The following is a 24108-nucleotide window of genomic DNA, read 5'->3' as shown; positions in this document are numbered from 1 at the left end:
CAGGAGTGTCTGACATGACGCTCAGCACCCAGATCGACGAGGAGTACGGCGCACTTGCTAAAGAGGCCGAAGCCGCGCCATGCCCGCCTGCCGCCGACGACAACGCGAGTGATTGCAACGCCGGTGAAAGCGACGAACCGTGCCCTGCGCCTTCGACACGGAAGTACGCACGGCGGTGGGCCTGCCTTGTCTGCGTGATCACGGCCGTCGCCCTGGGCGCCGTCTGCGGATTGTTTGTCTGGAATCTTTATCAGGCACATCGCGCCGAGCAGAAAGTCGCCCACTTCTTGGAGGCCGCTCGGCAGGCCGCGCTCAATCTCACCACCATCGGACATACCACGGCCGAACGAGACGTGGCTCGCATCGTGGACAGCTCGACCGCGCCCTTCGTCGACGACTTTCGCAATCGATCGCAGCAATTTATCGAGCTTGTCAAGCATGCGCAAACAGACACCGTCGGCACCGTAGTTGGCGCCGGCCTCGAGTCCGTCGATAAAGACAAGGCGAAGGTATTGGTGGCGGTATCAGTGAAGACCTCGAATGCCGCTGCACCACAACAGGAACCCCGGTTGTGGCGCATGCGTATCGAAGTGCAGGAGACATCAACTGGCTTCAAGGCGTCGAATGTCGATTTCGTACCGTGAGAAAACTCCGCAACCGGCGCAGGGGAGGCGACCCAATGCCTGATGCAGCCGACGAGATCAACGGCAATACTGCGACACGGCGTTTTGGCGGCAGCTGGCGGCGCCTACTGGTCTACGGTGCACTGCCGACGCTGACCGTGGCGCTTGGGCTGGCCGCCGGTTGGCTCAAGTGGCAGAGCGGCATCGCCGACTCGAGCGATGTCGCGCGGGCACAGTCGATCCAAGCAGCGACCGACAGCACCATCGCGATGCTCTCCTACAAGCCAGACACCGTCGAGAAGGACCTCAGTGCGGCACGCGACCGGCTCACCGGACAATTCCGTGATTCCTACAGCGCGCTGATCCACGATGTGGTGGTTCCGGGCGCCAGGCAGAAGGCCATCTCTGCGGTCGCCACGGTCCCCGCCGCGGCCTCGGTTTCGGTGAGCCAAAACCACGCGGTGGTACTGGTTTTCGTAGACCAGACCACGACGATAGGCGCGGACCCTCCCACGAACACTGCATCCAGCGTGAAGGTCACACTCGACAGAGTCGGCGACCGTTGGCTGATCTCGGACTTCCTGCCGGTATAGGGGATTGAATTCGATGACGAAGAGCTTTCGGGCTGCCACCGTTGCCTTGGTGGCCATCATGATCGGATTGGTCGCCGTGCAGGGGAGTTGTGCGGTCGCCGCCGCCGACAACAAGCGGCTCAACAACAGTGTCGTCGTCAATGTCCACACGGTTCAACAGCAAGCCGGCTGCAATTCAAAGATCACCATCAGTCCGCAGTTGCAGCTCGCTGCCCAATGGCACGCCGGTGATGTGCTGAATAACCGCGTACTCGATGGGAATACCGGCTCCGATGGTTCGAGTCCACAGGATCGTGCGACGGCGGCGGGCTACCGCGGCAAGGTGAGCGAAACCGTCGCGATCACACGGGCAATGGCGATCAACAACCTCGACATCATCACCCAGTGGTACTACGACCCAGTGTCCTATGGGGTCATGGCCGACTGCGCCAACACGCAGATCGGGGTGTGGTCGGAGAACAGTCTTGACCGAAGCGTCGCGGTGGCCGTCTACGGCCAGCCAGCGCCGAATTGATGTTCGGTCGGGTTAGGTAGACCGGCATAGTCGCGAGAGGGGAAGTGCCACACATGAAGACAGGGACCCGAGTGCTGCGCATCCTCTTAGTCGCCGTACTCGGACTTTGCTTACTTATCCAGGCGCGCGCGCGAGCAGACACAGGCGTTGAATATCTGATGGTGCCCTCCCCGTCGATGGGACGCGATATCCCGGTCGCATTTCTTGGGCAAGGACCGCACGCCGTCTACCTTCTCGACTCGTTCGACGCCGGTGACGCCGTCAGCAACTGGGTGACCGCAGGCAATGCGATGACGACACTTGGTAACAAAGGCATTTCGGTTGTCGCACCGGCCGGGGGCGCCTACAGCTTCTACACCAACTGGGAACGCGACGGCGGCCGTCAGTGGGAGACGTTTCTCACCGACGAGCTACCCAACTGGCTGTCGGCCAACAAGGGTCTGGCCGCCGGCGGACATGCTATCGTCGGGGCCTCTCAAGGTGGCACTGCGGCAATGACACTCGCAGCTTTTCACCCCGATCGGTTTCGATATGCCGGTTCGATGTCCGGGTTCCTATACCCGTCAAGCACTGCTGTTAACGGAGCCATTAGCGCCGGCATGATGCAATACGGCGGGGTTGACACCGCCAATATGTGGGGTCCGCCCCAGCTGGGCCGCTGGAAATGGCACGACCCATACGTACACCTTCCTATCCTCGTCAACAACAACACCAGGCTGTGGGTGTTCAGTCCGGGCACGCTGACTGCCAGCGACCCGGCCGCGATGATTGGATACGCGGATCAGGCCCAGGGCACCAATCGGTCGTTCTATCAACAATTCCGCCAAGTCGGCGGGACGAACGGACATTTTGACATTCCGACCGGCGGGGATCACGGGTGGACGACGTGGGGTCCCCAACTGGCCGCAATGGCCGGCGACTTGGCCCGCACCATCAAGTGACAACACGGACGCCCCTCTGTCGCGTACGCCGTCCATTCATCTAAATCGTTCGGACACCAGCAATTTCGCAAAGATCACACCCATCATCAGTCGAGGAAAGGTTCGTTACATGGATCCCAGTCCGGACTACGACATAAGCGACGAGCTCGAGTACGTCTTCAACTGGCTCCCTTGGGCCCTGCGCGGGGCGTACCCGCCACCCGCCTACCCTCCCAGCTGATAACGCGATCCACACTTTCCTCAACACATTCGACGCGCACCATGTGCGACCGTAGGCTCAGCGGTCGGGCAGCGCGTGCTCGGTGATCGGCAACCGGGGCAGTTGCTGACGCTCGCCGCGCTTGGCCGCCACATACACCTGAGCGGTCTGGCCTGCCACCGTCTGCCAATCGAAGTCAGAGGTGAGCCGTTCGCGGGCGGCGCGGGCGCGCCGCTGCGCGGCCTCGGGATCGTCGAGCACGGTGCGCACCGCCGCGGCCAGCGCCGCCACGTCGCGCGGCGGGCACGACACCCCGGTCTGTCCGTTGATCACCGCTTCGCCCAGGCCGCCGATGTTGGACGTCACCAGTGGGGCCCCGGCCGCGGCGGCCTCCAGCGCGACGAGCCCGAACGGCTCGTAGTGGCTGGGGAACACCGCCGCGCCGGCCCGATGCAGTGCCGCCAGCAGTTCGTCGTGATGCAGGTGTCCGACGAAGCGAGTTGCCTTGAGTACCCGGTGTTTACGGGCCTGCTCAACGAGCCAGTCCTGCTGGGTACCGTCGCCGGCGATCGTCAGCGTGGTACCCGGGTTGGTGCGCCGGATCCGTGGCAGCGCGGCGATCAGATCTTGCACACCCTTTTCGTACTCCAGGCGACCGACGTAGAGCAGCTCGGCGGGCCCGGTGCGGGGACGCCGCTGCGCGAACGGCCAACGCGCCGCGTCGATTCCGTTGCGGATCACCGTGGTTTCGGCCAGGCCGGGACCGAAGAGCTCGGTGATCTCGTCGCTCATCGACGCCGAACAGGTGATCAGCGAATCGGATTCACGCACCAGCCACGATTCGACCGCGTGCACCTGGCGGCTGATCGCTCCGGAAACCCAGCCCGAATGCCGACCGGCCTCGGTCGCGTGGATCGTGGAAACCATTGGCACGTCATAGAATTGGGCAAGAGCAATCGCGGGGTGGGCGACCAGCCAATCGTGGGCGTGCACCACGTCGGGACGCCACGGCCGGGAAGAGCCCGGTTTCTTCAGAGTGAGCCCGGCGCGGATCATGGCGTGACCCATCGCCAGCGTCCAGGCCATCATGTCTGTGCCGAAAGTGAATTCGTGCGGATCCTGGGCGGCCGCGATTACCCGCACGCCCTCGCGGATCTCGTCGGACGAGGGGTGGGTGCTGGGGTCGGTGCCCGTCGGGCGGCGTGACAACACCACTACGTCGTGCCCGGCGGCGGCCAGCGCGGTCGACAGATGATGCACGTGACGGCCCAGCCCACCGATCACGACCGGCGGGTACTCCCACGACACCATCAGGATTTTCACGTCCACCCCCCGTGTCGCCGAGACTGCGCCGAGGGCGTGGATTTGCCGCCGAAGCACACCGTGGCCGCAGTCTCGGCGCCACCACCGCAGTCTCGGTGCCGGATCTTCATCGGGGCAGCCTTCGGGCATCCAGGGCGCCGAACAGACCGTCGGCGCGGCTCCACCCGTCGGCCAGCCGCTGCGCGGTGTCGCGCCGGCCCGAGGCCAGCGCCCCGGCGATCTCACGGGTCGCGTGCGCGTGCAGATGTGCGCGGTAGCGGGCGTAATCGGCCGCGGAGTCCTTACTGACCATGAACGGCCAGTCGCTGGACACCGTCAGCAGGGTCTCGCGCAGGATCTGGTCGGCCACGCGATCGCGCGGCGTGGGCCCGTCGCAGTTCTGCGACAGTGCCTTGTCGACGGTGCTCAGCGCGGTGTCGACGACCTCGTTGTTGAGCTGGACCAGGTCGGCCACCTTCTCGCCGGCCCACACCTGCCAGTCCTTGCCCGAGCCCCACGAGCTGGGCGGCAGCGCGACCGGCTCGCCGACGAATCCGCCGGACAGCGCATCGCTGAGCGTGCCCACCCGCACCCCGGCGGCGGGCAGCGCCCGTAGCACCCGGGCCAACCAGGTCGGGCCCTCATACCACCAGTGACCGAACAATTCGGTGTCGAAGGCGGCGATCACGTGCGCCGGGCGCCCGATCCGCTCGGACTCGCTGCGCAGCCGGTTGCGCACGACGTCGACGAAGTCGGCGACGTGTACGTCGACCGCGTGGTCGGCGCGCTGGGGGTCATATGGCGCCTTGTCTGCGGAGGATACGTTGCGGCCGGTGACCCGCGCCGGCTTGAGCCCGGTCAGGTGGTCGTAGGTGTGGAAGTCGCGGTAGGCGGCGTGCCCGGGGTAGCCGGATTTCGGCGACCACACCCGGTAGCTGACCTGCAGGTCGCGCCCGAACGCCACCACGTCGGTGTCGCCGACGGGCCGGCCGAGCGCGGTCTCGCCGTGCAGCGAGGGACCGTCGACCATGAAGTGGGTGACCCCGGCGGCCGTGTACTCGGTTTCTAGGCCCGGGGCGTAGGCGCACTCGGGCGCCCAGATGCCGGTGGGCTGGTGCGCCAGCCGCAGCTGCGCGTCGGCCAGGCCTTCGCGCAGCGCGAATTCGCGCAGTCGCGGGGCGAGCAGCGGCTGGAACGGGTGGGCGAGCGGGCCGCCGAGCAATTCCACGGTCCCGGCGTCGATCAGGCTGCGCAGCAGCGGGCTGCCGCCGTGCTGCCAGAGGGTGGCGAAGTCGTCGAGCGCCTGGTCGGCCTCCGCGGATCCGCGAATCCCGAACTCCCGCAACGCTTCCGGTGTGCAGGATTGGTAGCCGGCCGACTTCGACTTGGGAATCGACCGCACGCTGGCGGCCTCGGCCGCCCGCAGCCGCCAGTTCGCCAGCCAGTGATGCATGCCGTCGAGGCAGTACGGGTCGTCGAGCTGGGCATTGACCACCGGGGTGACGCCGAGGGTGATCAGGCGGTGGCGGTCCTCGTCGGCCAGGGCGCGCAGCACCCGCAGCAGCGGCAGATAGGCCGCGGCCCAGGACTGGTAGAGCCATTCCTCGCCGACCGGCCAGCGGCCATGGTGCGCCAGCCAGGGCAGGTGGGTGTGGAGCACCAGCGTGAACATGCCGGGCACCGGTGTCGCGGAATCGCTCACGGGCGCACCGCGATCGCGATCAGATCCAGGCTGTCCCCAATAGGATGCGTGTCGCGGTCGCCGGCCGCCACCAGGTCGAAGTCGTCGACGGTGACCGCGGCGACGTCGGCGGCCAGCTGCGCCGGCCACGGCGCTCCCTCGTCGCCGGCCACCGCCAATGCGATCTGCGCGTCGATGATCGAACCGCCGTGCCGCGAATCCATCTCGCGCAGGCGCGCGCCATGGAACAGCCCGCTGACCGCCACCTCGGCGAACCCCGCGTCGACCAGCAGCTCGGTCAGCTCGTCGGCGTTCAGCTCCCGGGTGTGAAACGGGTTGATCGGGGTGTCGCGGCCCGGGGAGAAGGTGATGCGGTTGGGCGTGGACATCATCAGCAGCCCCGAAGGCCGCAGCACCCGGGCGCATTCCTTGACGAACTGGGTCTGGTCCCACAGGTGCTCGATGACCTGGAAATTCACCACGACGTCCACCGAGGCGTCCGGCAGCGGCAGCTCGGCCAGGTTGGCCTGGATGACCTCCACCCTGGGGTAGCGGTCGCGGACGTGGGCCACCGCCGCCTCGTCGTAATCCACCGCGACGACCCGCCGAGCGACCTCGGCGATCAAATCGGCACCGTAACCTTCGCCACATCCGGCCTCGAGCACGTCACGGCCCACACAATGTGTTGCCAGCCGCTGGTACACCACTTGGTGGCGGCGGAACCAGTAGTTCTCGATGTCGAGGTCGGGGATCGTGCGCTCGCCCGTCAGCGTCAACACCGCTGGGCTTGCCGGGGAGACCGCCGGTGAACTGCGGTCGGGGGTGCCGTGGGGAACGTCGGGGACGAATGCGCTCATTGCATAGGGAGGCTAACGCGAAGTGTCGGATTCGCGAACCGTTGCGCGGGTAGGCCCCGCTCGCGGGGGGAGGCGGGCCTGCAAGAACCTGCAGTACGACCCGCTATGGTGTGATGGCAGGCTGCACAAAGTTACCGAGTAGTAACACGACCGTGCGCTGCAAAACGCGTATTGAAAGTCTCGTGGCTGACTGCTGCGAGACTCCGTCGAGGAGGACGAACCACACTCATGACGAACATCGTGGTCCTGATCAAGCAGGTCCCAGACACCTGGTCGGAGCGCAAGCTGACGGACGGCGACTACACGCTGGACCGCGAGGCCGCCGACGCCGTGCTGGACGAGATCAATGAGCGCGCCGTCGAAGAGGCCCTGCAAATCCGGGAGCGGGAAGGCGGCGAGGGCTCGGTGACCGTGCTGACCGCCGGTCCGGAACGCGCCACCGAAGCCATCCGCAAGGCCCTGTCGATGGGCGCCGACAAGGCCGTTCACCTCAAGGACGAAGGCCTGCACGGCTCCGACGTGATCCAGACCGGCTGGGCCCTGGCCCGTGCGCTGGGCACCATCGAGGGCACCGAGCTGGTCATCGCCGGCAACGAGGCGACCGACGGCACCGGCGGTGCGGTCCCGGCGATCATCGCCGAGTACCTGGGCCTGCCGCAGCTGACCCACCTGCGCAAGCTGTCCATCGAGGGCGACAAGGTCACCGGCGAGCGCGAGACCGACGACGGCTTGTTCACGCTCGAGGCCACGCTGCCCGCGGTGGTCAGCGTCACCGAGAAGATCAACGAGCCGCGCTTTCCGTCCTTCAAGGGCATCATGGCCGCCAAGAAGAAAGAGGTCACGGTGCTGACCCTGGCCGAGATCGGCGTCGAGGGCGACGAGGTCGGCCTGGCCAACGCCGGGTCGACGGTGCTGTCGTCGACTCCGAAGCCGCCCAAGACCGCGGGTGAGAAGGTCACCGACGAGGGTGAAGGCGGCAACGAGATCGCCAAGTACCTGGTCGGCCAGAAAATCATCTAACCCACTGACGAGAAGAGCGAGATAACCCATGGCTGAAGTACTGGTGCTCGTCGAGCACGCTGAAGGCGCGGTGAAGAAAGTCACCGCCGAATTGATCACGGCCGCTCGCGCTTTGGGCGAGCCGTCCGCCGTCGTGGTCGGTGCCCCGGGCACGGCCGCGCCGCTGGCCGACGCACTCAAGGAAGCCGGCGCCGCCAAGATTTACGTCGCCGAGTCCGACGACGTCGACAAGTACCTGGTCACCCCGGTCGTCGACGTGCTGGCCTCGCTGGTCGAATCCGCTTCTCCGGCAGCGGTTTTGCTGGCCGCCAACGCCGACGGCAAAGAGGTCGCCGGCCGGCTCGCGGCCCGGCTCGGTTCTGGCCTGCTGGTCGACGTGGTCGACGTCAAGGAGGGCAACAAGGCCATCCACTCCATCTTCGGTGGCGCGTTCACCGTCGAGGCGCAGGCCAACGGTGACACCCCGGTGATCACCGTGCGGGCCGGTGCGATCGAGGCGGAGCCGTCGGCCGGAGCGGGTGAGCAGGTCACCGTCGAGGTGCCGGCCGCCGCGGAGAACGCCACCAAGATCACCGCTCGCGAGCCCGCGGTCGCGGGCGACCGCCCGGAGCTGACCGAGGCCACCATCGTGGTCTCCGGTGGCCGCGGCGTCGGCAGCGCGGAGAACTTCAATGTGGTTGAGGCGCTGGCGGACTCGCTGGGTGCGGCCGTCGGTGCGTCGCGTGCCGCCGTCGACTCCGGCTACTACCCGGGCCAGTTCCAGGTCGGCCAGACCGGCAAGACGGTCTCGCCCCAGCTCTACATCGCGCTGGGCATCTCGGGTGCGATCCAGCACCGTGCGGGCATGCAGACCTCGAAGACCATCGTCGCGGTCAACAAGGACGAAGAGGCGCCCATCTTCGAGATCGCCGACTACGGCGTGGTGGGCGACCTGTTCAAGGTTGCCCCTCAGCTGACCGACGCGATCAAGGCTCGCAAGGGCTGATCTTCCAACGAAAAAGCCCCCGCGCCCGGCGTCGGGGGCTTTTTCGTGATTTCCACCACCACAACGGGTCCGGACCGCCACTGTCATTTCGATTCCGACATCGCGGGTGATATCGGAGCCGAAAGTCGCTCATTAGACCTTGTATCACCGTAACATCGCGGAGAACCGTTGGCTACGAACATAATTCGCGTTTCAGTCGATGCGGGATATCGCGCCGGTGGCAGGTCTCGAAGTTGGCGAGCACGTTAATAGCGAGAGACGTGCAGGTGTTTATTGCGTTGCCGCTCATACGAATACGCGCAAGCAGACCCACTAACCAACAAGCGTGTACAACACATTTCGTCATCTTGCGTGCACCAACACGTCATAGCGTCGATGCCGATTCGCTCCCCGATTGCGCCACGTTGTTGACATGAGCATTGCTTCTGTCCTGATACCGAGTGATAGGCCGGACGGAGCTGCGACCAGCTCTTCTGGGCCGCGTTACTCGCTGTTGCTGTCCACCGACCCCAGTCTGGTCGAGGCGGCACAGCGGCTGCGCTACGACGTGTTCACCAGCACGCCCGGTTTCGCGCTGCCGGAATCGGGTGCGGGCGACCGGGACGTGGACCGCTTCGACGAGTTCTGCGACCACCTGCTGGTCCGTGACGACGACACCGGCGAGCTGGTGGGCTGCTACCGGATGCTGGCGCCGTCGGGTGCGATTGCGGCCGGGGGCCTCTACACCGCGACGGAATTCGACCTTGGTGCGCTAGACCCGCTGCGGCCGTCACTGGTGGAGATGGGCCGCGCCGTGGTCCGCGACGGCCACCGCAACGGCGGCGTCGTGCTGCTGATGTGGGCGGGGATCCTGGCCTATCTGGACCGCTACGGCTACGACTACGTGATCGGGTGCGTGTCGGTGCCGATCGGCAGCGACAGCGACCTCGAATCGGGTGGGGACGCGGCGGGCAGCCAGCTTCGGGGCGTGCGCGATTTCGTGCGGAGCCGGCACGCCGCGCCGCCGGAGTACCGGGTGTACCCGCACCGGCCGGTGGTGGTGGACGGCAAGTCTCTCGACGAGATCGCGCCGCCGGCGCGGCCCTCGGTTCCGGCGCTGATGCGCGGCTACCTGCGGCTCGGCGCCAAATCCTGCGGCGAGCCCGCCCTGGACCCGGACTTCGGTGTCGGCGACTTCTGCGTGCTGCTGGACAAACGCCAGGCCGATACCCGATATCTGCGACGACTGCGATCGGTATCGGCGGCTTCGGAGATGGCGGGCGGCGACCGATGAACGCTCCCGCGGTCGCCACCGACCACGCCTGGCTGCCGCGCGCGACGTGCGACAGCACCTGTGTGGGTGTCGCCCCCGCGTCGCCGCGGTGGCTGGTGGTGCTGCGGGTGACGCTTCGCCTCATGCTGGTGGTGCTGCTGGTGCTGGGGGCGCCGTTGGCGCTGGTGCCGGCGCCCGCGCAGCTGCGGATCCGGCGGTTCTACTGCCAGATGGTGCTGCGGGTTTTCGGGATCCGGATCAGCGTGTCCGGCGCCCCGATCCGCAACCTGCGCGGCGTCCTGGTGGTCGGGCCGCACATGTCCTGGCTGGACGTCTTCGCCATCGGTGCGGTGCTGCCCGGCTGGTACGTCGCGCGCGCCGACATGTTCGGCGAGCTCACGGCGCGGCTGCTGAAGATCATTCCGATCGACCGGGCCAGCCTGCGGCAGCTGCCCGGGGTGGTGGATGCCGTGGCGGAGCGGCTGCGCGCCGGCCAGACCGTGGTGGCCTTTCCCGAGGGCACCACGTGGTGCGGGGTGGCCTGCGGGTCGTTCTACCCGGCGATGTTCCAGGCCGCGATCGACTCCGGTCGCCCGGTCCAGCCGCTTCGGTTGACATATCACCACGTCGACGGCCTGCTTTCGACCGCGCCGGCCTTCGTCGGGGACGACACCTTGCTGGCGGCGATGGGCCGGTTGATCACCCAGCGCCGCACGTTGGCGCATGTTCACGTGGAATCTCTGCAGCTGCCGGGCACCGATCGCCGCGCCCTGGCTCGCCGCTCTCAGTCGGCAGTGGGCGTCGGGGTGGCGCGGCGCCCAGGTCAACGCCACGAGCTGGCCGCTTAGGGGTTCGGCCCGGCCCGGTATCCTGGGGCGCGTCATGGTCTACCTCGATCACGCCGCCACCACCCCGATGCACCCTGCCGCCATCGAGGCGATGACGGCCGTGTACGGCACCGTCGGCAACGCCTCGTCGCTGCATACCAGCGGCCGCACGGCCCGGCGCCGCATCGAGGAGTCCCGCGAGCTGATCGCGGACAAGCTGGGTGCGCGCCCGTCGGAGGTGATTTTCACCGCGGGCGGCACCGAAAGCGACAACCTGGCCGTCAAGGGGATCTACCGCGCCCGCCGCGACGCCGATCCGCGCCGGCTGCGCGTCATCACCAGCCGGGTGGAACATCACGCGGTGCTGGATTCGGTCGACTGGCTGGTCGAGCACGAGGGCGCCCAGGTGACCTGGCTGCCCACCGCACCCGACGGATCGGTGTCGGCCCCGGCGCTGCGCGAGACGCTGCAGAGCCATGACGACGTCGCGCTGGTCTCGGTGATGTGGGCCAACAACGAGGTCGGCACCGTGATGCCCATCGCCGAGCTCGCCGCCGTCGCGGCCGAATTCGGCGTCCCGATGCACAGCGACGCCGTACAGGCGGTCGGTCAGCTGCCCGTCGACTTCACCGCCAGCGGGCTCTCGGCGATGAGCGTTGCGGCGCACAAGTTCGGCGGTCCACAGGCGGTGGGCGCCCTGTTGCTGCGCCGCGACGTGGCCTGTGCGCCGCTGCTGCACGGCGGTGGACAGGAGCGTGACATCCGTTCCGGCACGCCGGATGTCGCCGGTGCAGTCGGAATGGCGGCCGCGATGCGGCTGGCCGTCGACGGCCTGGAGGCCAACGGCGTACGGCTGCGCGCGCTGCGCGATCGGCTGGTCGAGGGCGTGCTGGCCGAGATCGACGATGTCCGTGTCAATGGGTCATTCGTGTCGCGGCTTCCGGGCAATGCCCACTTCACCTTCCGCGGCTGCGAAGGCGACGCGCTGCTGATGCTGTTGGATGCCAACGGAATCGAATGCTCGACCGGGTCGGCGTGCACCGCGGGCGTCCCGCAGGCCTCGCACGTGCTGATCGCGATGGGCGCCGACGCCGCCACCGCGCGGGGATCGCTACGGCTGTCGTTGGGGCACACCAGTGTCGACGCCGATGTGGACGAGGTGCTGCGGGTGCTGCCCGCCGCGGTGGATCGGGCCAGGCGGGCGGCGCTGGCCGCCGCGGGAGCATCCGGGTGAAAGTTCTTGCCGCGATGAGCGGTGGCGTCGATTCGTCGGTCGCCGCCGCTCGGATGGTCGATGCCGGACACGACGTGGTCGGCGTGCATCTGGCGTTGTCGTCGGCGCCCGGCACGCTGCGCACCGGCTCGCGGGGCTGCTGCTCGAAAGAAGACGCCTCCGACGCGCGCCGCGTGGCCGATGTGCTCGGAATCCCGTTCTATGTCTGGGATTTCGCGGAGAAGTTCGCCGAAGACGTGATCGACGATTTCGTGTCGTCCTACGCGCGCGGCGAGACGCCCAACCCGTGCGTGCGCTGCAATCAGCGGATCAAGTTCGCCGCACTTTCCGCGCGCGCGGTGGCACTGGGTTTCGACACCGTTGTCACCGGCCACTACGCCCGGCTGTCGGAAGGCCGGCTGCGCCGGGCCGTCGACCATGACAAGGACCAGTCCTACGTGCTGGCCGTGCTGACCGCGGAGCAGTTGCGCCACGCCGCTTTTCCGATCGGCGACACCCCCAAGCCGCAGATCCGCGCGGAGGCGGCTCGGCGCGGCCTGGCCGTCGCGGACAAACCGGACAGCCACGACATCTGCTTCATCCCGTCGGGGGACACCCGCGCTTTTCTGGGGGAGCGCATCGCCGTTCGCCCGGGCGACGTCGTGGGTTCCGACGGCGCGGTGCTGGCCAATCACGACGGGGTGCACGGTTTCACGATCGGGCAGCGCAAGGGTTTGGGCATCGCCGGCCCCGGGCCGGACGGTCTGCCGCGCTACGTGACGGCCATCGATGCCGACACCGCGACGGTGCACGTCGGCAGCGCCGCCGATCTCGAGGTGCATGCGCTGACGGGACGGGATCCTGTCTTCACCGCCGGAGCCGCCCCGCGGGGCCCGATCGAGTGCGAGGTTCAGGTGCGCGCCCACGGTGAAACCGCGAGTGCGGTGGCCGAATTGGTCGGCGACGAGCTGTGCGTGCGGTTGCGCGTCCCGGTGCGCGGGGTGGCGTGCGGCCAGACCGTCGTGCTGTACCGCCCGGATTCGGCCGGCGACGAAGTACTCGGCAGCGCTACCATCGCCCGCACGTCGCGCTGATTTCCACACCCGCTTTCGCGTTCCAAGGATCCTCCAAGAGCTTGCGGAGAACATTCGTCTCGTAATGCATTGACCCCCGAACGGGGAAGGAACGAGAGACGATGAACGAGAACCAGATCACAGCGCAGGAAGCACAGACCAACGGCCTTGCCGTTGCGGCCTTCGTACTCAGCATCATGGGCATGTACGCCAGCCCGATCTTGAGCAGCGTTCTCGCCCTCGTGGGAATGTGGCAGGTCAAACATCGCTCGCAGCGAGGGTTTGCGCTGGCGCTCACCGCCCTGGCCGTCTCGGCGGCCGTTACCGCCCTGCATGTCGCGATGTGGATCCAATACGGCCACCCCAACTTCGAATTGGAGACCACGGCACACTGGTGACAGCGAAAATCGTTGTCGGACAAGGACACCGGATCGTCAGCGCGGGAAGTTGGCGACGATGTTCGTCATCACGATGTCGGACACCGACTGCGGGAAGCCGCAGAAAGTCACTTCCAGCAACGCCACCGACAGCACCCGATAGTCGCGGCCGCAGCCACCCGGTCCCAGATGCAGCGAGGTGGCGTCGGCCTTCCAGTCGCCGACGAACAGCTGGCCGGTCGAGCCGCCGGCACAGTCGGTGACGGTCGAGACCAGCGCGGTGAAGGCGTGTTGCGCGGTCTCGGCATCGCGATAGGCCGCGGCGCCCTCGGAGATCAGGGCGCCGTCGGGCGGATCCTGAAACGTGGTCTTGTGGAACTCTTCGATATCGGGACCAAACGTCGCGGTCTCGGCGAAGAGGAAGCGGCAGGGCCGCGGCGTGGTTTCGGCGAGCGTGTCGATGTCCACCGGAGCGCTGCCGTCCATCGACGGGATGATCGACAGGTGTTCGCCGGCGCCGGTGATGGCTTGCATCCGCGACTGGTCCAGCAGAATTGTGTCGACATTAACCCCGCGGATACCCCGGGCGCCGCCGGTAAACCCCGGCAATGCCGTGCCATCCACCACCCGGGTGCACGCCGCAGTCAGCATCACCGCGCCACATATCAGCAGCGGCCACGCGAACCTCGCCCTGCGCCACACCGTTTTGCACCCCTCTAAACTCCTGAGAATAGTCGCGTCGGCCGACGTCAACACACCCTGGCCAGCGGGGCGCAGGGTGACGTCGAATACGGTTGCCCGGTGAATGTTTTCGCGACCGCCACCGGCGTGGGTTCGTGGCCCGGTACCGCGGCACGGCCGTCGGCGGAGGTCGTCGTCGGTGAATTGGGCGCCGCGATGGCGCACCTCGTCGAGCTACCCGCCAGGGGAGTGGGTGCCGACCTGCTGGGTCGGGCGGGCGCGCTCCTGGTCGACGTGGCGATCGACACCGTGCCGCGCGGCTACCGCATCGTCGCCCGGCCGGGCGCGGTGACCCGCCGGGCGGTCAGCCTGCTCGACGAGGACATGGACGCCATCGAGGAAGCCTGGGAGACGGCCGGCCTGCGCGGCGGCGGACGGGTGGTCAAGGTCCAGGCACCCGGCCCGATCACGCTGGCCGCCGGGCTCGAGATGTCCAACGGCCACCGGGCAATCACCGACCCCGGCGCGCTGCGTGACCTGACGGCATCGCTGGCCGAGGGCGTCGCCGTCCATCGCGCGGCGCTGTCGCGCCGCCTGGACACACCCGTGGTGGTGCAATTCGACGAGCCGTCGTTGCCCGCCGCGCTGGGTGGCCGGCTGAGCGGGGTCACCGCGCTGAGTCCGGTTGCCGCGCTCGACGAATCGGTGGCCGGCCCGCTGCTCGACAGCTGCGCCGAGGCGGTGGGCACCGAGGTGATGTTGCACAGCTGTGCGGCCGAATTGCCGTGGGATCTGTTGGCGCGCAGTGCAATTAGCGCGATATCGGTCGACGTCGCCATGCTGCGGGCCGCCGACCTCGACGGCGTCGCGGCCTTCGTCGAATCGGGTCGCGCCGTGATGCTGGGCGTGGTCGCCGCCACTGCTCCGGATAAGCGGCCGGCCGCCGAGGAGGTGGCCACCGCCGTCGTCGCGGTGACCGATCGGCTCGGGTTCGGCCGTTCGGCGCTGCGGGAGCGCATCGGCGTCACTCCGGCCTGCGGTCTGGCCGCCGCGACGCCGCAGTGGGCCCGGACCGCGATCGAGCTGGCCCGCAAGGCCGCGGAGGCGTTCGCCGAGGATCCCGACGCCATCTAGCAACGCTGTCGGGCGCCTTCGATAGCCTGCCAAGGTGAGTTCGCCAGAAGCTGACCCCGTCCCACCCGAGGTTCGCCGGCAATGGCGCGAACTGGCCGACGAGGTGCGCGAACACCAGTTCCGCTACTACGTGCGGGATGCGCCGATCATCACCGACGCGGATTTCGACGAGCTGCTGCGGCGACTGGCCGCACTCGAGGAGCAGCATCCCGAGCTGCGCACCCCCGATTCGCCGACTCAGCTGGTCGGCGGCGCGGGATTTGCCACCGATTTCACCTCGGCCGAGCACCTGGAACGGATGCTGTCGCTGGACAACGTGTTCAGCACCGAGGAATTCGGCGTGTGGGCCACGCGCATCCACGCCGAGGTCGGCAACGACGTGCCCTTCTTGTGTGAGCTCAAGATCGACGGCGTCGCGCTGGCGTTGGTCTACCGCGCCGGCCGGCTGGTCCGCGCGGCCACCCGCGGCGACGGCCGCACCGGCGAGGACGTCACGCTCAACGCGCGCACCATCGAGGACGTGCCGGAACGGCTGACGGCCACCGACGACTACCCGATCCCCGATGTCCTCGAGGTCCGCGGTGAGGTGTTCTTCCGGGTCGCCGACTTCGAAGCGCTCAACGCCGCGCTGGTCGAGGACGGCAAGGTGCCGTTTGCCAACCCGCGCAACAGTGCCGCGGGCTCGCTGCGGCAGAAGGACCCCGCGGTGACCGCTCGCCGCCAGCTCCGGATGATCTGCCACGGCATCGGGCACACCGAGGGTTTCCGGCCGTCCTCCCTGCACGAGGCCTATCTGGCGCTGGGCGCCTGGGGCCTGCCCGTCTCCGACCACACCTCGCGGGTGGAGAACGCCGCCGGCGCGCTGGAACGGATCGCTTACTGGGGCGAGCACCGCCACGACGTCGACCACGAAATCGACGGTGTCGTCGTCAAAATCGACGACGTCGCACTGCAGCGCCGGCTTGGGTCGACTTCGCGCGCCCCGCGCTGGGCGATCGCCTACAAGTACCCGCCCCAAGAGGTGCAGACGACGCTGATCGACATCCGGGTCAACGTCGGCCGGACCGGGCGGGTGACACCATTTGCCGTCCTGACACCGGTCAAGGTCGCCGGGTCGACGGTCGGGATGGCCACCCTGCACAACGCTTCCGAGGTCAAGCGCAAGGGCGTGCTGATCGGCGACACCGTGGTGATCCGCAAGGCCGGCGACGTGATTCCCGAAGTGCTCGGTCCGGTCGCCGATCTGCGCGACGGCACCGAACGCGAATTCGTCATGCCCACACAATGTCCCGAGTGCGCCACCCTGCTGGCCCCGGCCAAGGAGGGCGACGCCGACATCCGTTGCCCCAACTCCCGATCCTGCCCAGCGCAGTTGCGGGAGAGGGTATTTCACGTCGCCGGCCGCGGCGCCTTCGACATCGAAGGTCTGGGCTACGAGGCCGCCACCGCGCTGCTGGCCGCCGCGGTGATCACCGACGAGGGCGACCTGTTCACCCTCACCGAGGACGACCTACTGCGCACCGAGCTGTTCACCACCAAGGCCGGCACGCTGTCGGCCAACGGGAAGCGGCTGCTGGCCAACCTCGACAAGGCCAAGGCGCAGCCGCTGTGGCGAGTGCTGGTGGCGCTGTCGATCCGGCATGTCGGGCCGACGGCCGCGCGCGCCCTGGCGACGGAGTTCGGCAGCCTCGACGCGATCAAGTCGGCGTCGACGGAGGAATTGGCCGCGGTCGAGGGCGTCGGGCCGACCATCGCCGCCGCGGTCACCGAATGGTTCACCGTCGACTGGCACCGCGCGATCGTCGACAAATGGCACGCGGCCGGCGTGCGGATGGCCGACGAGCGAGACGCCAGCACGTCGCGCACCCTGGCCGGGCTGAGCATCGTGGTCACCGGCTCACTGAACGGGTTCTCCCGCGACGAGGCCAAGGAGGCCATCGTGTCCCGCGGCGGCAAGGCCGCGGGGTCGGTATCGAAGAACACCGCGTACGTCGTGGCCGGCGATTCGCCGGGGTCGAAGTACGACAAGGCGGTGGAATTGGGCGTGCCGATCCTCGACGAGGACGGGTTTCGCCGGCTGCTGGCCGACGGCCCGGCGCCCGACAACACAGCCGATTAACAGCGGAGTACTGGTCCGTACTGCCCTTGCGGCTCTATGGTGGGCGCTATGACCCAGACGGCCGAGCAGTACACGGAGCCATCGCCATGGTCTCCACGCGAGGCCGAACTGCTGGCGGTGACACTGGAGCTGCTGCAGGAACACGGCTACGACCAGCTGACGATCGACGCGGTCGCCAGTGCCGCCCACGCCAGCAAGGCCACGGTTTATCGGCGCTGGCCCTCGAAAGCCGAATTGGTGCTGGCCGCCTTCATCGAAGGCGTCCGCGAGATCGCGGTCCCGCCGAATACCGGGACATTGCGTGGCGACTTGATCGGTCTCGGGGAAGCCTGCGGCGAGCACGGGCGCCAGCACGCCAGCACCATCCGCGCGGTGATGGTCGAGGTGTCGCGGCACCCCGCGCTCAACGACGCACTGCAGGAGCAGTTCCTCAAGCAACGCAAGGCCTTGATTCGGCACGTGCTGCAACTGGCTGTCGACCGTGGCGAGATCAGCCAGGATGTCATCGCCGATGATGAGCTCTGGGATCTGTTGCCCGGCTACCTGATCTTCCGGTCCATCATTCCCGACCGGCCGCCCACGCGTCGCACGGTGCAGCTGCTCGTGGACCACTTCCTGATTCCGGGCCTGACCCGATCCAGCGGGTAACCCCGCGCCCGATGAAGCCGATGAATGTGTACGGCCGCGTCTCTTGTACAGTACGGTCCAGTACCGTACTGTGATACCGGTCGATCGCGTTCGCGCGAGGCAACGGTCGTAGTCCTAGAGTGATCGAGAACGCCCCGACCATCGAAAGGCCGACGGGTGAAGGCGGTTTCAATGTCCTCTCTGCTCAGGCAGGGCTGGATCGTGGTGGTCTCGGTGCTCGTCGTCGCCGTCGCCGGATTCGGCATCTATCGCCTACACGGAATCTTCGGCTCCGAGGATCACACGCGGGCCAACAGCGGTCTGGCCAACGAGATCGTGCCGTTCAACCCCAAGTCGGTGGTGCTCGAGGTCTTCGGCGCCCCGGGCGCGACGGCGACGATCAACTACCTCGACGTCAATGCCCAGCCGCAGCAAGTGAAGAACGCGCCGCTGCCGTGGTCGTTCACGATCACCACGACGGAGCCCGCGGTCGTGGCCAATGTCGTGGCGCAAGGCACTGGAGACACCCTCGGGTGCCGCATCATCGTCAACGGTGAAGTCAAAGACCAACGGACCGTCAACAAAGTTGACGCCTACACCTTCTGTCTGGATAAGTCGGGATGAGCAACCAAACCAACGAACAGCAGACGCGGCCCTTTGTGCCGCGCAACATCCGCCGGCTCGCGCTGCCGATCCTGCTTTTCTGGGTGGCGCTCGCCGCCCTGACGAACATCGCGGTGCCGCAGCTGGAAGAGGTGGGCAAGACCCACAACGTGGCGCTGAACTCGCCAGATGCCCCGTCGCTCAAGGCGATTAAGCGCATCGGTCAAGCGTTCCACGAGTTCGACACCGACAGCTCGGCCATGATCGTGCTGGAAGGCGACAAGCCACTCGGCGCGGACGCCCACCGCTTTTACGACGAGATGATCCGCAAGCTCGAGCAGGACCACAAGCACGTCGAGCATGTCCAGGACTACTGGGGCGACACCCTGACCGCGGCGGGATCGCAGAGCAGCGACGGCAAAGCCGCCTATGTTCAGGTGAACCTCGCCGGCAATCAGGGCTCGGCTTTGGCCAACGAGGGTGTCGGCGCGATTCGCGACATCATCGACCACATGAAGCCGCCACCGGGCGTCAAGGCGTACGTGACCGGCGCGGCGCCGCTGATCTCCGATCAGTTCGACGTGGGCAGCAAGGGGACGGCCAAGGTCACCGCGATCACCATCGGGATGATCGCGGTGATGTTGTTCTTCGTCTACCGCTCGGTGCTGACCACGCTGCTGGTTCTCGGCACGGTCATGATCGAAATGTCCGCCGCCCGAGGTCTTGTCGCCTTCCTCGGAAACGAGGGAATCATCGGGTTGTCGACCTATGCGACGAATATCATGACGCTGCTGGTGATCGCCGCCGGAACGGACTACGCGATATTTTTCGCGGGCCGCTACCAGGAAGCGCGCGAGGCCGGTGAGGACCGCGAAAATGCCTTCTACACCATGTATCACGGCACCACCCACGTCGTGTTGGGATCTGGGCTCACCGTGGCGGGCGCGACGGCCTGCCTGAGCTTTACCCGGCTTCCTTACTTCCAAAGTCTGGGTATCCCAGCCGCTTTGGGCGTGCTCGTGGCGCTGTTCGCCGCACTGACCCTGGGCCCCGCGATCCTCTTCCTTGGGTCCAAGGCGGGCATCTTCGACCCCAAGCGGGCGATGAGAACCCGCGGTTGGCGGCGCATCGGCACCGCGATCGTCCGTTGGCCCGGCGCCGTTCTCGCGGCCGCGTGCGCGCTGGCCCTGGTGGGCCTGATCGCGTTGCCCGGATACAAGACCAGTTACGACACTCGTCCCTACATGCCGGCCGACGCGCCGGCCAATATCGGTTACACGGCCGCCGAGAAGCACTTCTCGCGGGCCCGGCTGGAGCCCGAGTTGCTGATGGTCGAAACCGACCACGACATGCGTAACCCGGAGAGCATGCTCATCCTGGACAAGGTCGCCAAGGCCGTGTTCCACGTCCCCGGGGTCGCGCAGGTGCAGACCATCACCCGGCCGTTGGGTACCCCGCTCGTGCACAGCTCGCTCGCGTTCGTGGTCAGCAATCAGAGCGCGGCGCAGCAGCAAAACCTGACCTACCAACGAGATCGGGCCGATGACGCCCTCAAGCAGGCCAACGAACTATCGAAGACGATCGACATCTTGAGACAGCAGTTCGTCCTACAGCAGCAGCTGGCCGGCACCACCCACGACGAGACGGAAAGCTTCCACGACACGCTCGCCACGATCAAAGACCTGCGCGACAAGATCGCGAACTTCGACGATTTCTTCCGGCCGATTCGCAGCTATTTCTATTGGGAGAAGCACTGTTACGACATTCCGGCGTGCTTCGCGTTCAGATCGCTGTTCGATGCGCTCGACGGCATCGACCAGCTCACCGAGAAATTCGAAAACCTCACGGCTTCCCTGGATAAGCTCGACGCGCTGCAACCGAAACTGGTGGCGTTGATACCGCCCCAGATTCAAAGCCAGGAGACCAATCGCGATCTGACCCTGGCGAACTACGCCACGCTGTCCGGCATCTACGCGCAGAACGCGCTCGCGCTGGAAAACTCGACCGCGCTGGGGAAGGCCTTCGACGCGGCCAAAAACGACGACACCTTCTATTTGCCGCCGGAGGTGTTCGACAACCCCGACTTCAAGCGCGGGCTCAAACTGTTCCTCTCACCCGACGGCAAGGCCGCTCGGATGATCGTCACGCATGACGGCGATCCCGCGACGCCCGAAGGCATTTCGCACATTGATCCGATCGCTAAGGCCGCGCACGAGGCGTTGAAGGGCACGCCGATGGCGAATGCCGGGATCTATCTCGGCGGGACCGCGGCGACATACAAGGACATCGCGGACGGTGCCAAATACGACCTGCTGATCGTGGCATTCGCCGCGCTGAGCCTGATCCTGCTGATCATGATGATCATCACGCGCAGCCTGATCGCCGCCGTGGTCATCGTGGGCACGGTCGCGCTCTCGCTGGGGGCCTCGTTCGGGTTGTCAGTTCTGGTGTGGCAGTACCTGTTCGGCATTCAGCTGTATTGGGTCGTGCTCGCGCTGGCCATCATCCTGCTGCTGGCGGTCGGATCCGACTACAACCTGTTGTTGATCTCCCGATTCAAGGAGGAGATCCATGCCGGCCTCAATACCGGCATCATCCGGGCGATGGCCGGCTCCGGCTCGGTGGTCACCTCGGCGGGCATCGTGTTCGCCGTGACCATGTGTGCGTTTGTTTTCAGCGGATTTCAGGTGCTCGGTCAGATCGGCACCACGATCGGTCTCGGCTTGTTGTTCGACACGCTGATCGTGCGCTCGTTCATGACGCCCTCTATCGCGAGGTTGCTCGGGCGCTGGTTCTGGTGGCCCCAAGTGGTGCGCCCGCGTCCGGCCAGCACCATGCTGCGGCCTTACGGTCCGCGTCCGGCGGTTCGTCAGCTGCTGCTGTGGGAAGACGGTGACACGGTGGCGCCCAAGGCCACCGCCTCGGCGCGCTGATTCAGTGCAGCATGGTGGCGACGATCCCGGCCAGGTAACCCAGGCGGGCCACCTCCGACGGCCGGAATTCGGGACCCGGACGGCCCAGTACCACCGCGGTGTGCGGGTCGCCCAGCGGCGCGGCGACCATGGTGATGTCCATGTCGCGCCAGGCCTGCGGCACCCAGTCGGCGGTGCCGTCCAGCGTCGCGGCCTCCTGGATCGGCAGCCAGGGAGCCGACACCGCGCGGGTTTCCGGCGCGCCCGGGCTGGCCGCGAGGCGCTGCACCTCCCCTTCGGAACCGCGCAGCACCGTGCACCAGCTCACCCGCAGCACCCGGGGCGCCTCGTCGGCCAAGACCTGCAGCCGCTCCTCGTTGTCCTTGGCGGCGGCGACGTGGTCGAGCAGTTCGAGCTCGCGGTGTGCCTCCAGCAGCCCGGTGTGCGGGCGCACGCTGTCCACCCGCACGCCGCTCAGCGATTCGGCCGCGGTGATCAGCGTGTCGGGCATCGCGCCGGCGGGCAGTTCGATGACCAGGTCGTCGGTCGCGTACCCCGCGCTGCGCTCCACGACGTCGAGCGACAGGATGTCGGCGCCCACCGAACCGAGCGCCACCGCCAGCGCGCCCAGGCTTCCCGGGCGGTCGACGAGCTCGATGCGCAACAGATACGACGGCACGCGCCCACTTTTGCACAGAGCCGCGCCGACGGCATTTCCGCAGCGCGGGGCGCGGGCGGGGCGCGGTCCAAGGTGGCGGCGGCATTCCGGTTAGGCTTTTCGCTCGTGTCCCAGATCTCCCGCGACGAGGTCGCGCACCTGGCCAGGCTGGCCCGGCTGGCGTTGACCGATACCGAGCTGGACAGCTACGCCGGCCAACTCGACGCCATCCTGACCCACGTCAGCCAGATCCAGGCGGTCGACGTCACCGGCGTCGAGGCGACCGACAATCCGCTCAAGGATGTCAACGTCACCCGCCCGGACGAGATCATGCCGTGCCTGACCCAGCAGGAGGCGCTGGCCGCGGCGCCCGAGGCCGTCGACGGCCGGTTCGCCGTCCCGCAGATCCTGGGGGACAGCGAGTGAACGAGATCATCCGATCCGACGCCGCGACGCTGGCCGCCAAGGTCGCCACCAAGGAGCTGTCGTCGGTCGAGATCACCCAGGCCTGCCTGGACCGGATCGCGGAGACCGACGACCGCTACAGCGCGTTTCTGCACGTCGCCGCAGACGAAGCGCTCTCGGCGGCGGCCGCGGTCGACGAAGCGGTGGCGGCCGGTGAGCGGCTGCCCTCGGCGCTGGCCGGCGTTCCGTTGGCGCTCAAAGACGTGTTCACGACCGTCGACATGCCCACGACCTGCGGTTCCAAGATCCTGGAGGGCTGGCGTTCGCCGTACGACGCCACCGTCACCGCGCGGCTGCGCGCGGCCGGCATCCCGATCCTGGGCAAGACCAACATGGACGAGTTCGCGATGGGCTCGTCGACGGAGAACTCGGCCTACGGCCCCACCCGTAACCCGTGGGACCTCGAGAGGGTGCCCGGTGGCTCGGGCGGTGGCAGCGCGGCGGCCCTGGCCGCTTTCCAGGCGCCGCTGGCCATCGGCACCGACACCGGGGGCTCGATTCGCCAGCCCGCCGCGCTGACCGCGACCGTCGGGGTCAAGCCCACCTACGGCACGGTGTCCCGCTACGGCCTGGTGGCCTGCGCGTCGTCGCTGGATCAAGGTGGCCCCTGCGCGCGCACCGTGCTGGACACCGCGCTGCTGCATCAGGTGATCGCCGGCCATGACCGGATGGACTCCACCTCCATCGATGCCGCGGTGCCCGACGTGGTCGGCGCCGCCAGGGCCGGTGCGGCCGGCGATCTGAAGGGCGTGCGGATCGGTGTGGTCTCCCAGCTGCGCGGCGAGGGCTACCAACCCGGAGTGTTGGCGTCGTTCGAGGAGGCGGTGCGGCAGCTGACCGCGCTGGGCGCGCAGGTGAGCGAAGTCGATTGCCCGCACTTCGATTACGCGCTGGCGGCCTACTACCTGATCCTGCCGTCGGAGGTGTCGAGCAACCTGGCACGCTTCGATGCGATGCGTTACGGGCTGCGGGTCGGTGACGACGGTAGTCACAGCGCCGAGGAAGTGATGGCACTGACCCGGGCCGCCGGCTTCGGACCAGAGGTCAAGCGCCGCATCATGATTGGTGCCTACGCGCTCTCGGCAGGCTACTACGACGCCTACTACAACCAGGCGCAGAAAGTGCGCACCCTGATCGCCCGCGATCTCGACGAGGCCTACAAATCCGTCGACGTTCTGGTGTCGCCGGCCACCCCGACCACCGCGTTCCGGCTGGGGGAGAAGGTAGACGATCCGCTGGCCATGTACCTGTTCGACCTGTGCACACTGCCGCTGAACCTGGCCGGCCATTGCGGGATGTCGGTGCCGTCGGGGCTGTCGCCGGATGACCAGCTGCCGGTGGGTCTGCAGATCATGGCGCCGGCGCTGGCCGACGACCGCCTCTATCGCGTCGGTGCCGCCTACGAGGCGGCGCGCGGACCGTTGCCGGCGGCGCCGACGGTTTAGCTGTGCG

At 67.4% G+C, this 24108-nt stretch carries 24 protein-coding genes; 19 read left to right on the top strand and 5 right to left on the bottom strand.

Annotated features, from left to right (window positions below; translation table 11 throughout):
• The first annotated feature begins 14 nt into the window (after positions 1 to 14).
• The 5 genes from G6N55_RS08710 (at position 15) to G6N55_RS30230 (ending at position 2891) form a co-directional block, all read left to right on the top strand.
• The gene (locus G6N55_RS08710) at positions 15 to 644 is read left to right on the top strand and encodes a hypothetical protein (protein WP_085226166.1); all 630 of its coding nucleotides are present in this window, start codon (positions 15 to 17) and stop codon (positions 642 to 644) included.
• Between the two features lie 35 nt (positions 645 to 679).
• Positions 680 to 1216: a hypothetical protein gene (locus G6N55_RS08705; protein WP_085226168.1), complete on the top strand. Its 537-nt coding sequence runs from the start codon at positions 680 to 682 to the stop codon at positions 1214 to 1216.
• 13 nt (positions 1217 to 1229) lie between these two features.
• Complete coding sequence (locus G6N55_RS08700) at positions 1230 to 1730, top strand: CAP domain-containing protein (RefSeq protein WP_169718518.1); 501 nt, start codon at positions 1230 to 1232, stop codon at positions 1728 to 1730.
• Positions 1731 to 1783: 53 nt separating this feature from the next.
• Positions 1784 to 2671: an esterase family protein gene (locus G6N55_RS08695; RefSeq protein WP_085226170.1), complete on the top strand. Its 888-nt coding sequence runs from the start codon at positions 1784 to 1786 to the stop codon at positions 2669 to 2671.
• Positions 2672 to 2780: 109 nt separating this feature from the next.
• Positions 2781 to 2891, top strand: coding sequence for a hypothetical protein (locus G6N55_RS30230; protein WP_139827057.1), 111 nt, complete (start codon positions 2781 to 2783; stop codon positions 2889 to 2891).
• Between the two features lie 57 nt (positions 2892 to 2948).
• Here the strand turns inward: G6N55_RS30230 and G6N55_RS08685 are convergent, their stop codons facing one another.
• From G6N55_RS08685 to G6N55_RS08675, 3 genes are all read right to left on the bottom strand, one after another.
• Complete coding sequence (locus tag G6N55_RS08685) at positions 2949 to 4193, bottom strand: glycosyltransferase family 4 protein (protein WP_085227067.1); 1245 nt, start codon at positions 4191 to 4193, stop codon at positions 2949 to 2951.
• Between the two features lie 106 nt (positions 4194 to 4299).
• Positions 4300 to 5874 (bottom strand): 1,4-alpha-glucan branching protein domain-containing protein, encoded by a 1575-nt coding sequence (locus G6N55_RS08680; protein WP_085226172.1) that lies wholly within the window; start codon positions 5872 to 5874, stop codon positions 4300 to 4302.
• On the bottom strand, positions 5871 to 6710 hold the full coding sequence (locus tag G6N55_RS08675) for a class I SAM-dependent methyltransferase (RefSeq protein WP_085226174.1): 840 nt from the start codon (positions 6708 to 6710) through the stop codon (positions 5871 to 5873). Before G6N55_RS08675 ends, G6N55_RS08680 begins: the two co-directional genes overlap by 4 nt.
• Before the next feature lie 228 nt (positions 6711 to 6938).
• Here G6N55_RS08675 and G6N55_RS08670 point away from each other — a divergent pair, with 228 nt between their 5' ends.
• From G6N55_RS08670 to G6N55_RS08640, 7 genes are all read left to right on the top strand, one after another.
• Positions 6939 to 7730: an electron transfer flavoprotein subunit beta/FixA family protein gene (locus G6N55_RS08670; RefSeq protein ID WP_085226176.1), complete on the top strand. Its 792-nt coding sequence runs from the start codon at positions 6939 to 6941 to the stop codon at positions 7728 to 7730.
• A 28-nt stretch (positions 7731 to 7758) separates the two neighbouring features.
• Positions 7759 to 8715, top strand: a complete 957-nt coding sequence (locus G6N55_RS08665) for an electron transfer flavoprotein subunit alpha/FixB family protein (protein ID WP_085226177.1) — start codon at positions 7759 to 7761, stop codon at positions 8713 to 8715.
• A gap of 412 nt (positions 8716 to 9127) precedes the next feature.
• Positions 9128 to 9988, top strand: a complete 861-nt coding sequence (locus G6N55_RS08660; protein WP_085226179.1) for a GNAT family N-acetyltransferase — start codon at positions 9128 to 9130, stop codon at positions 9986 to 9988.
• Positions 9985 to 10815, top strand: a complete 831-nt coding sequence (locus G6N55_RS08655) for a lysophospholipid acyltransferase family protein (RefSeq protein ID WP_085226181.1) — start codon at positions 9985 to 9987, stop codon at positions 10813 to 10815. The genes G6N55_RS08660 and G6N55_RS08655 overlap by 4 nt, the downstream gene beginning before the upstream one ends.
• A gap of 34 nt (positions 10816 to 10849) precedes the next feature.
• The gene (locus G6N55_RS08650; RefSeq protein ID WP_085226183.1) at positions 10850 to 12028 is read left to right on the top strand and encodes a cysteine desulfurase family protein; all 1179 of its coding nucleotides are present in this window, start codon (positions 10850 to 10852) and stop codon (positions 12026 to 12028) included.
• Positions 12025 to 13101, top strand: coding sequence for a tRNA 2-thiouridine(34) synthase MnmA (gene mnmA / locus G6N55_RS08645; RefSeq protein WP_085226185.1), 1077 nt, complete (start codon positions 12025 to 12027; stop codon positions 13099 to 13101). The genes G6N55_RS08650 and mnmA overlap by 4 nt, the downstream gene beginning before the upstream one ends.
• A 101-nt stretch (positions 13102 to 13202) precedes the next feature.
• Positions 13203 to 13478, top strand: a complete 276-nt coding sequence (locus tag G6N55_RS08640; RefSeq protein ID WP_085226187.1) for a DUF4190 domain-containing protein — start codon at positions 13203 to 13205, stop codon at positions 13476 to 13478.
• Positions 13479 to 13514: 36 nt separating this feature from the next.
• Here the strand turns inward: G6N55_RS08640 and G6N55_RS08635 are convergent, their stop codons facing one another.
• Positions 13515 to 14108, bottom strand: a complete 594-nt coding sequence (locus G6N55_RS08635; protein WP_179968133.1) for a sensor domain-containing protein — start codon at positions 14106 to 14108, stop codon at positions 13515 to 13517.
• Positions 14109 to 14258: 150 nt separating this feature from the next.
• On the opposite strand from G6N55_RS08635, the gene G6N55_RS08630 reads away from it, so the two are divergent.
• The 5 genes from G6N55_RS08630 (at position 14259) to G6N55_RS08610 (ending at position 21554) form a co-directional block, all read left to right on the top strand.
• The gene (locus tag G6N55_RS08630; RefSeq protein ID WP_085226190.1) at positions 14259 to 15272 is read left to right on the top strand and encodes a uroporphyrinogen decarboxylase/cobalamine-independent methonine synthase family protein; all 1014 of its coding nucleotides are present in this window, start codon (positions 14259 to 14261) and stop codon (positions 15270 to 15272) included.
• Between the two features lie 34 nt (positions 15273 to 15306).
• Entirely contained in the window at positions 15307 to 17391 is a 2085-nt protein-coding gene (gene ligA / locus G6N55_RS08625; protein ID WP_085226192.1) for an NAD-dependent DNA ligase LigA, read from the top strand.
• A gap of 36 nt (positions 17392 to 17427) precedes the next feature.
• Positions 17428 to 18039, top strand: a complete 612-nt coding sequence (locus G6N55_RS08620; RefSeq protein ID WP_139827058.1) for a TetR/AcrR family transcriptional regulator — start codon at positions 17428 to 17430, stop codon at positions 18037 to 18039.
• 171 nt (positions 18040 to 18210) lie between these two features.
• Positions 18211 to 18642 (top strand): MmpS family transport accessory protein, encoded by a 432-nt coding sequence (locus G6N55_RS08615; protein WP_179968132.1) that lies wholly within the window; start codon positions 18211 to 18213, stop codon positions 18640 to 18642.
• Positions 18639 to 21554 carry an MMPL/RND family transporter gene (locus tag G6N55_RS08610; RefSeq protein WP_085226195.1) on the top strand — a complete coding sequence of 972 codons (2916 nt, stop codon included), beginning with the start codon at positions 18639 to 18641 and terminating at the stop codon, positions 21552 to 21554. The genes G6N55_RS08615 and G6N55_RS08610 overlap by 4 nt, the downstream gene beginning before the upstream one ends.
• Position 21555: 1 nt before the next feature.
• Here the strand turns inward: G6N55_RS08610 and G6N55_RS08605 are convergent, their stop codons facing one another.
• Positions 21556 to 22212, bottom strand: coding sequence for an ACT domain-containing protein (locus G6N55_RS08605; protein ID WP_085226197.1), 657 nt, complete (start codon positions 22210 to 22212; stop codon positions 21556 to 21558).
• A gap of 105 nt (positions 22213 to 22317) precedes the next feature.
• On the opposite strand from G6N55_RS08605, the gene gatC reads away from it, so the two are divergent.
• On the top strand, positions 22318 to 22617 hold the full coding sequence (gene gatC / locus G6N55_RS08600; protein ID WP_085226199.1) for an Asp-tRNA(Asn)/Glu-tRNA(Gln) amidotransferase subunit GatC: 300 nt from the start codon (positions 22318 to 22320) through the stop codon (positions 22615 to 22617).
• Complete coding sequence (gene gatA, locus G6N55_RS08595; protein WP_085226200.1) at positions 22614 to 24101, top strand: Asp-tRNA(Asn)/Glu-tRNA(Gln) amidotransferase subunit GatA; 1488 nt, start codon at positions 22614 to 22616, stop codon at positions 24099 to 24101. The genes gatC and gatA overlap by 4 nt, the downstream gene beginning before the upstream one ends.
• The last annotated feature ends 7 nt before the right edge of the window (positions 24102 to 24108 follow it).

The organism is Mycobacterium florentinum (assembly GCF_010730355.1).
GTDB classification, from domain to species: Bacteria; Actinomycetota; Actinomycetes; order Mycobacteriales; family Mycobacteriaceae; genus Mycobacterium; species Mycobacterium florentinum.
The sequence above is the reverse complement of the archived record's forward strand: the minus strand, read 5'-3'. Positions and strand labels throughout refer to the sequence as shown.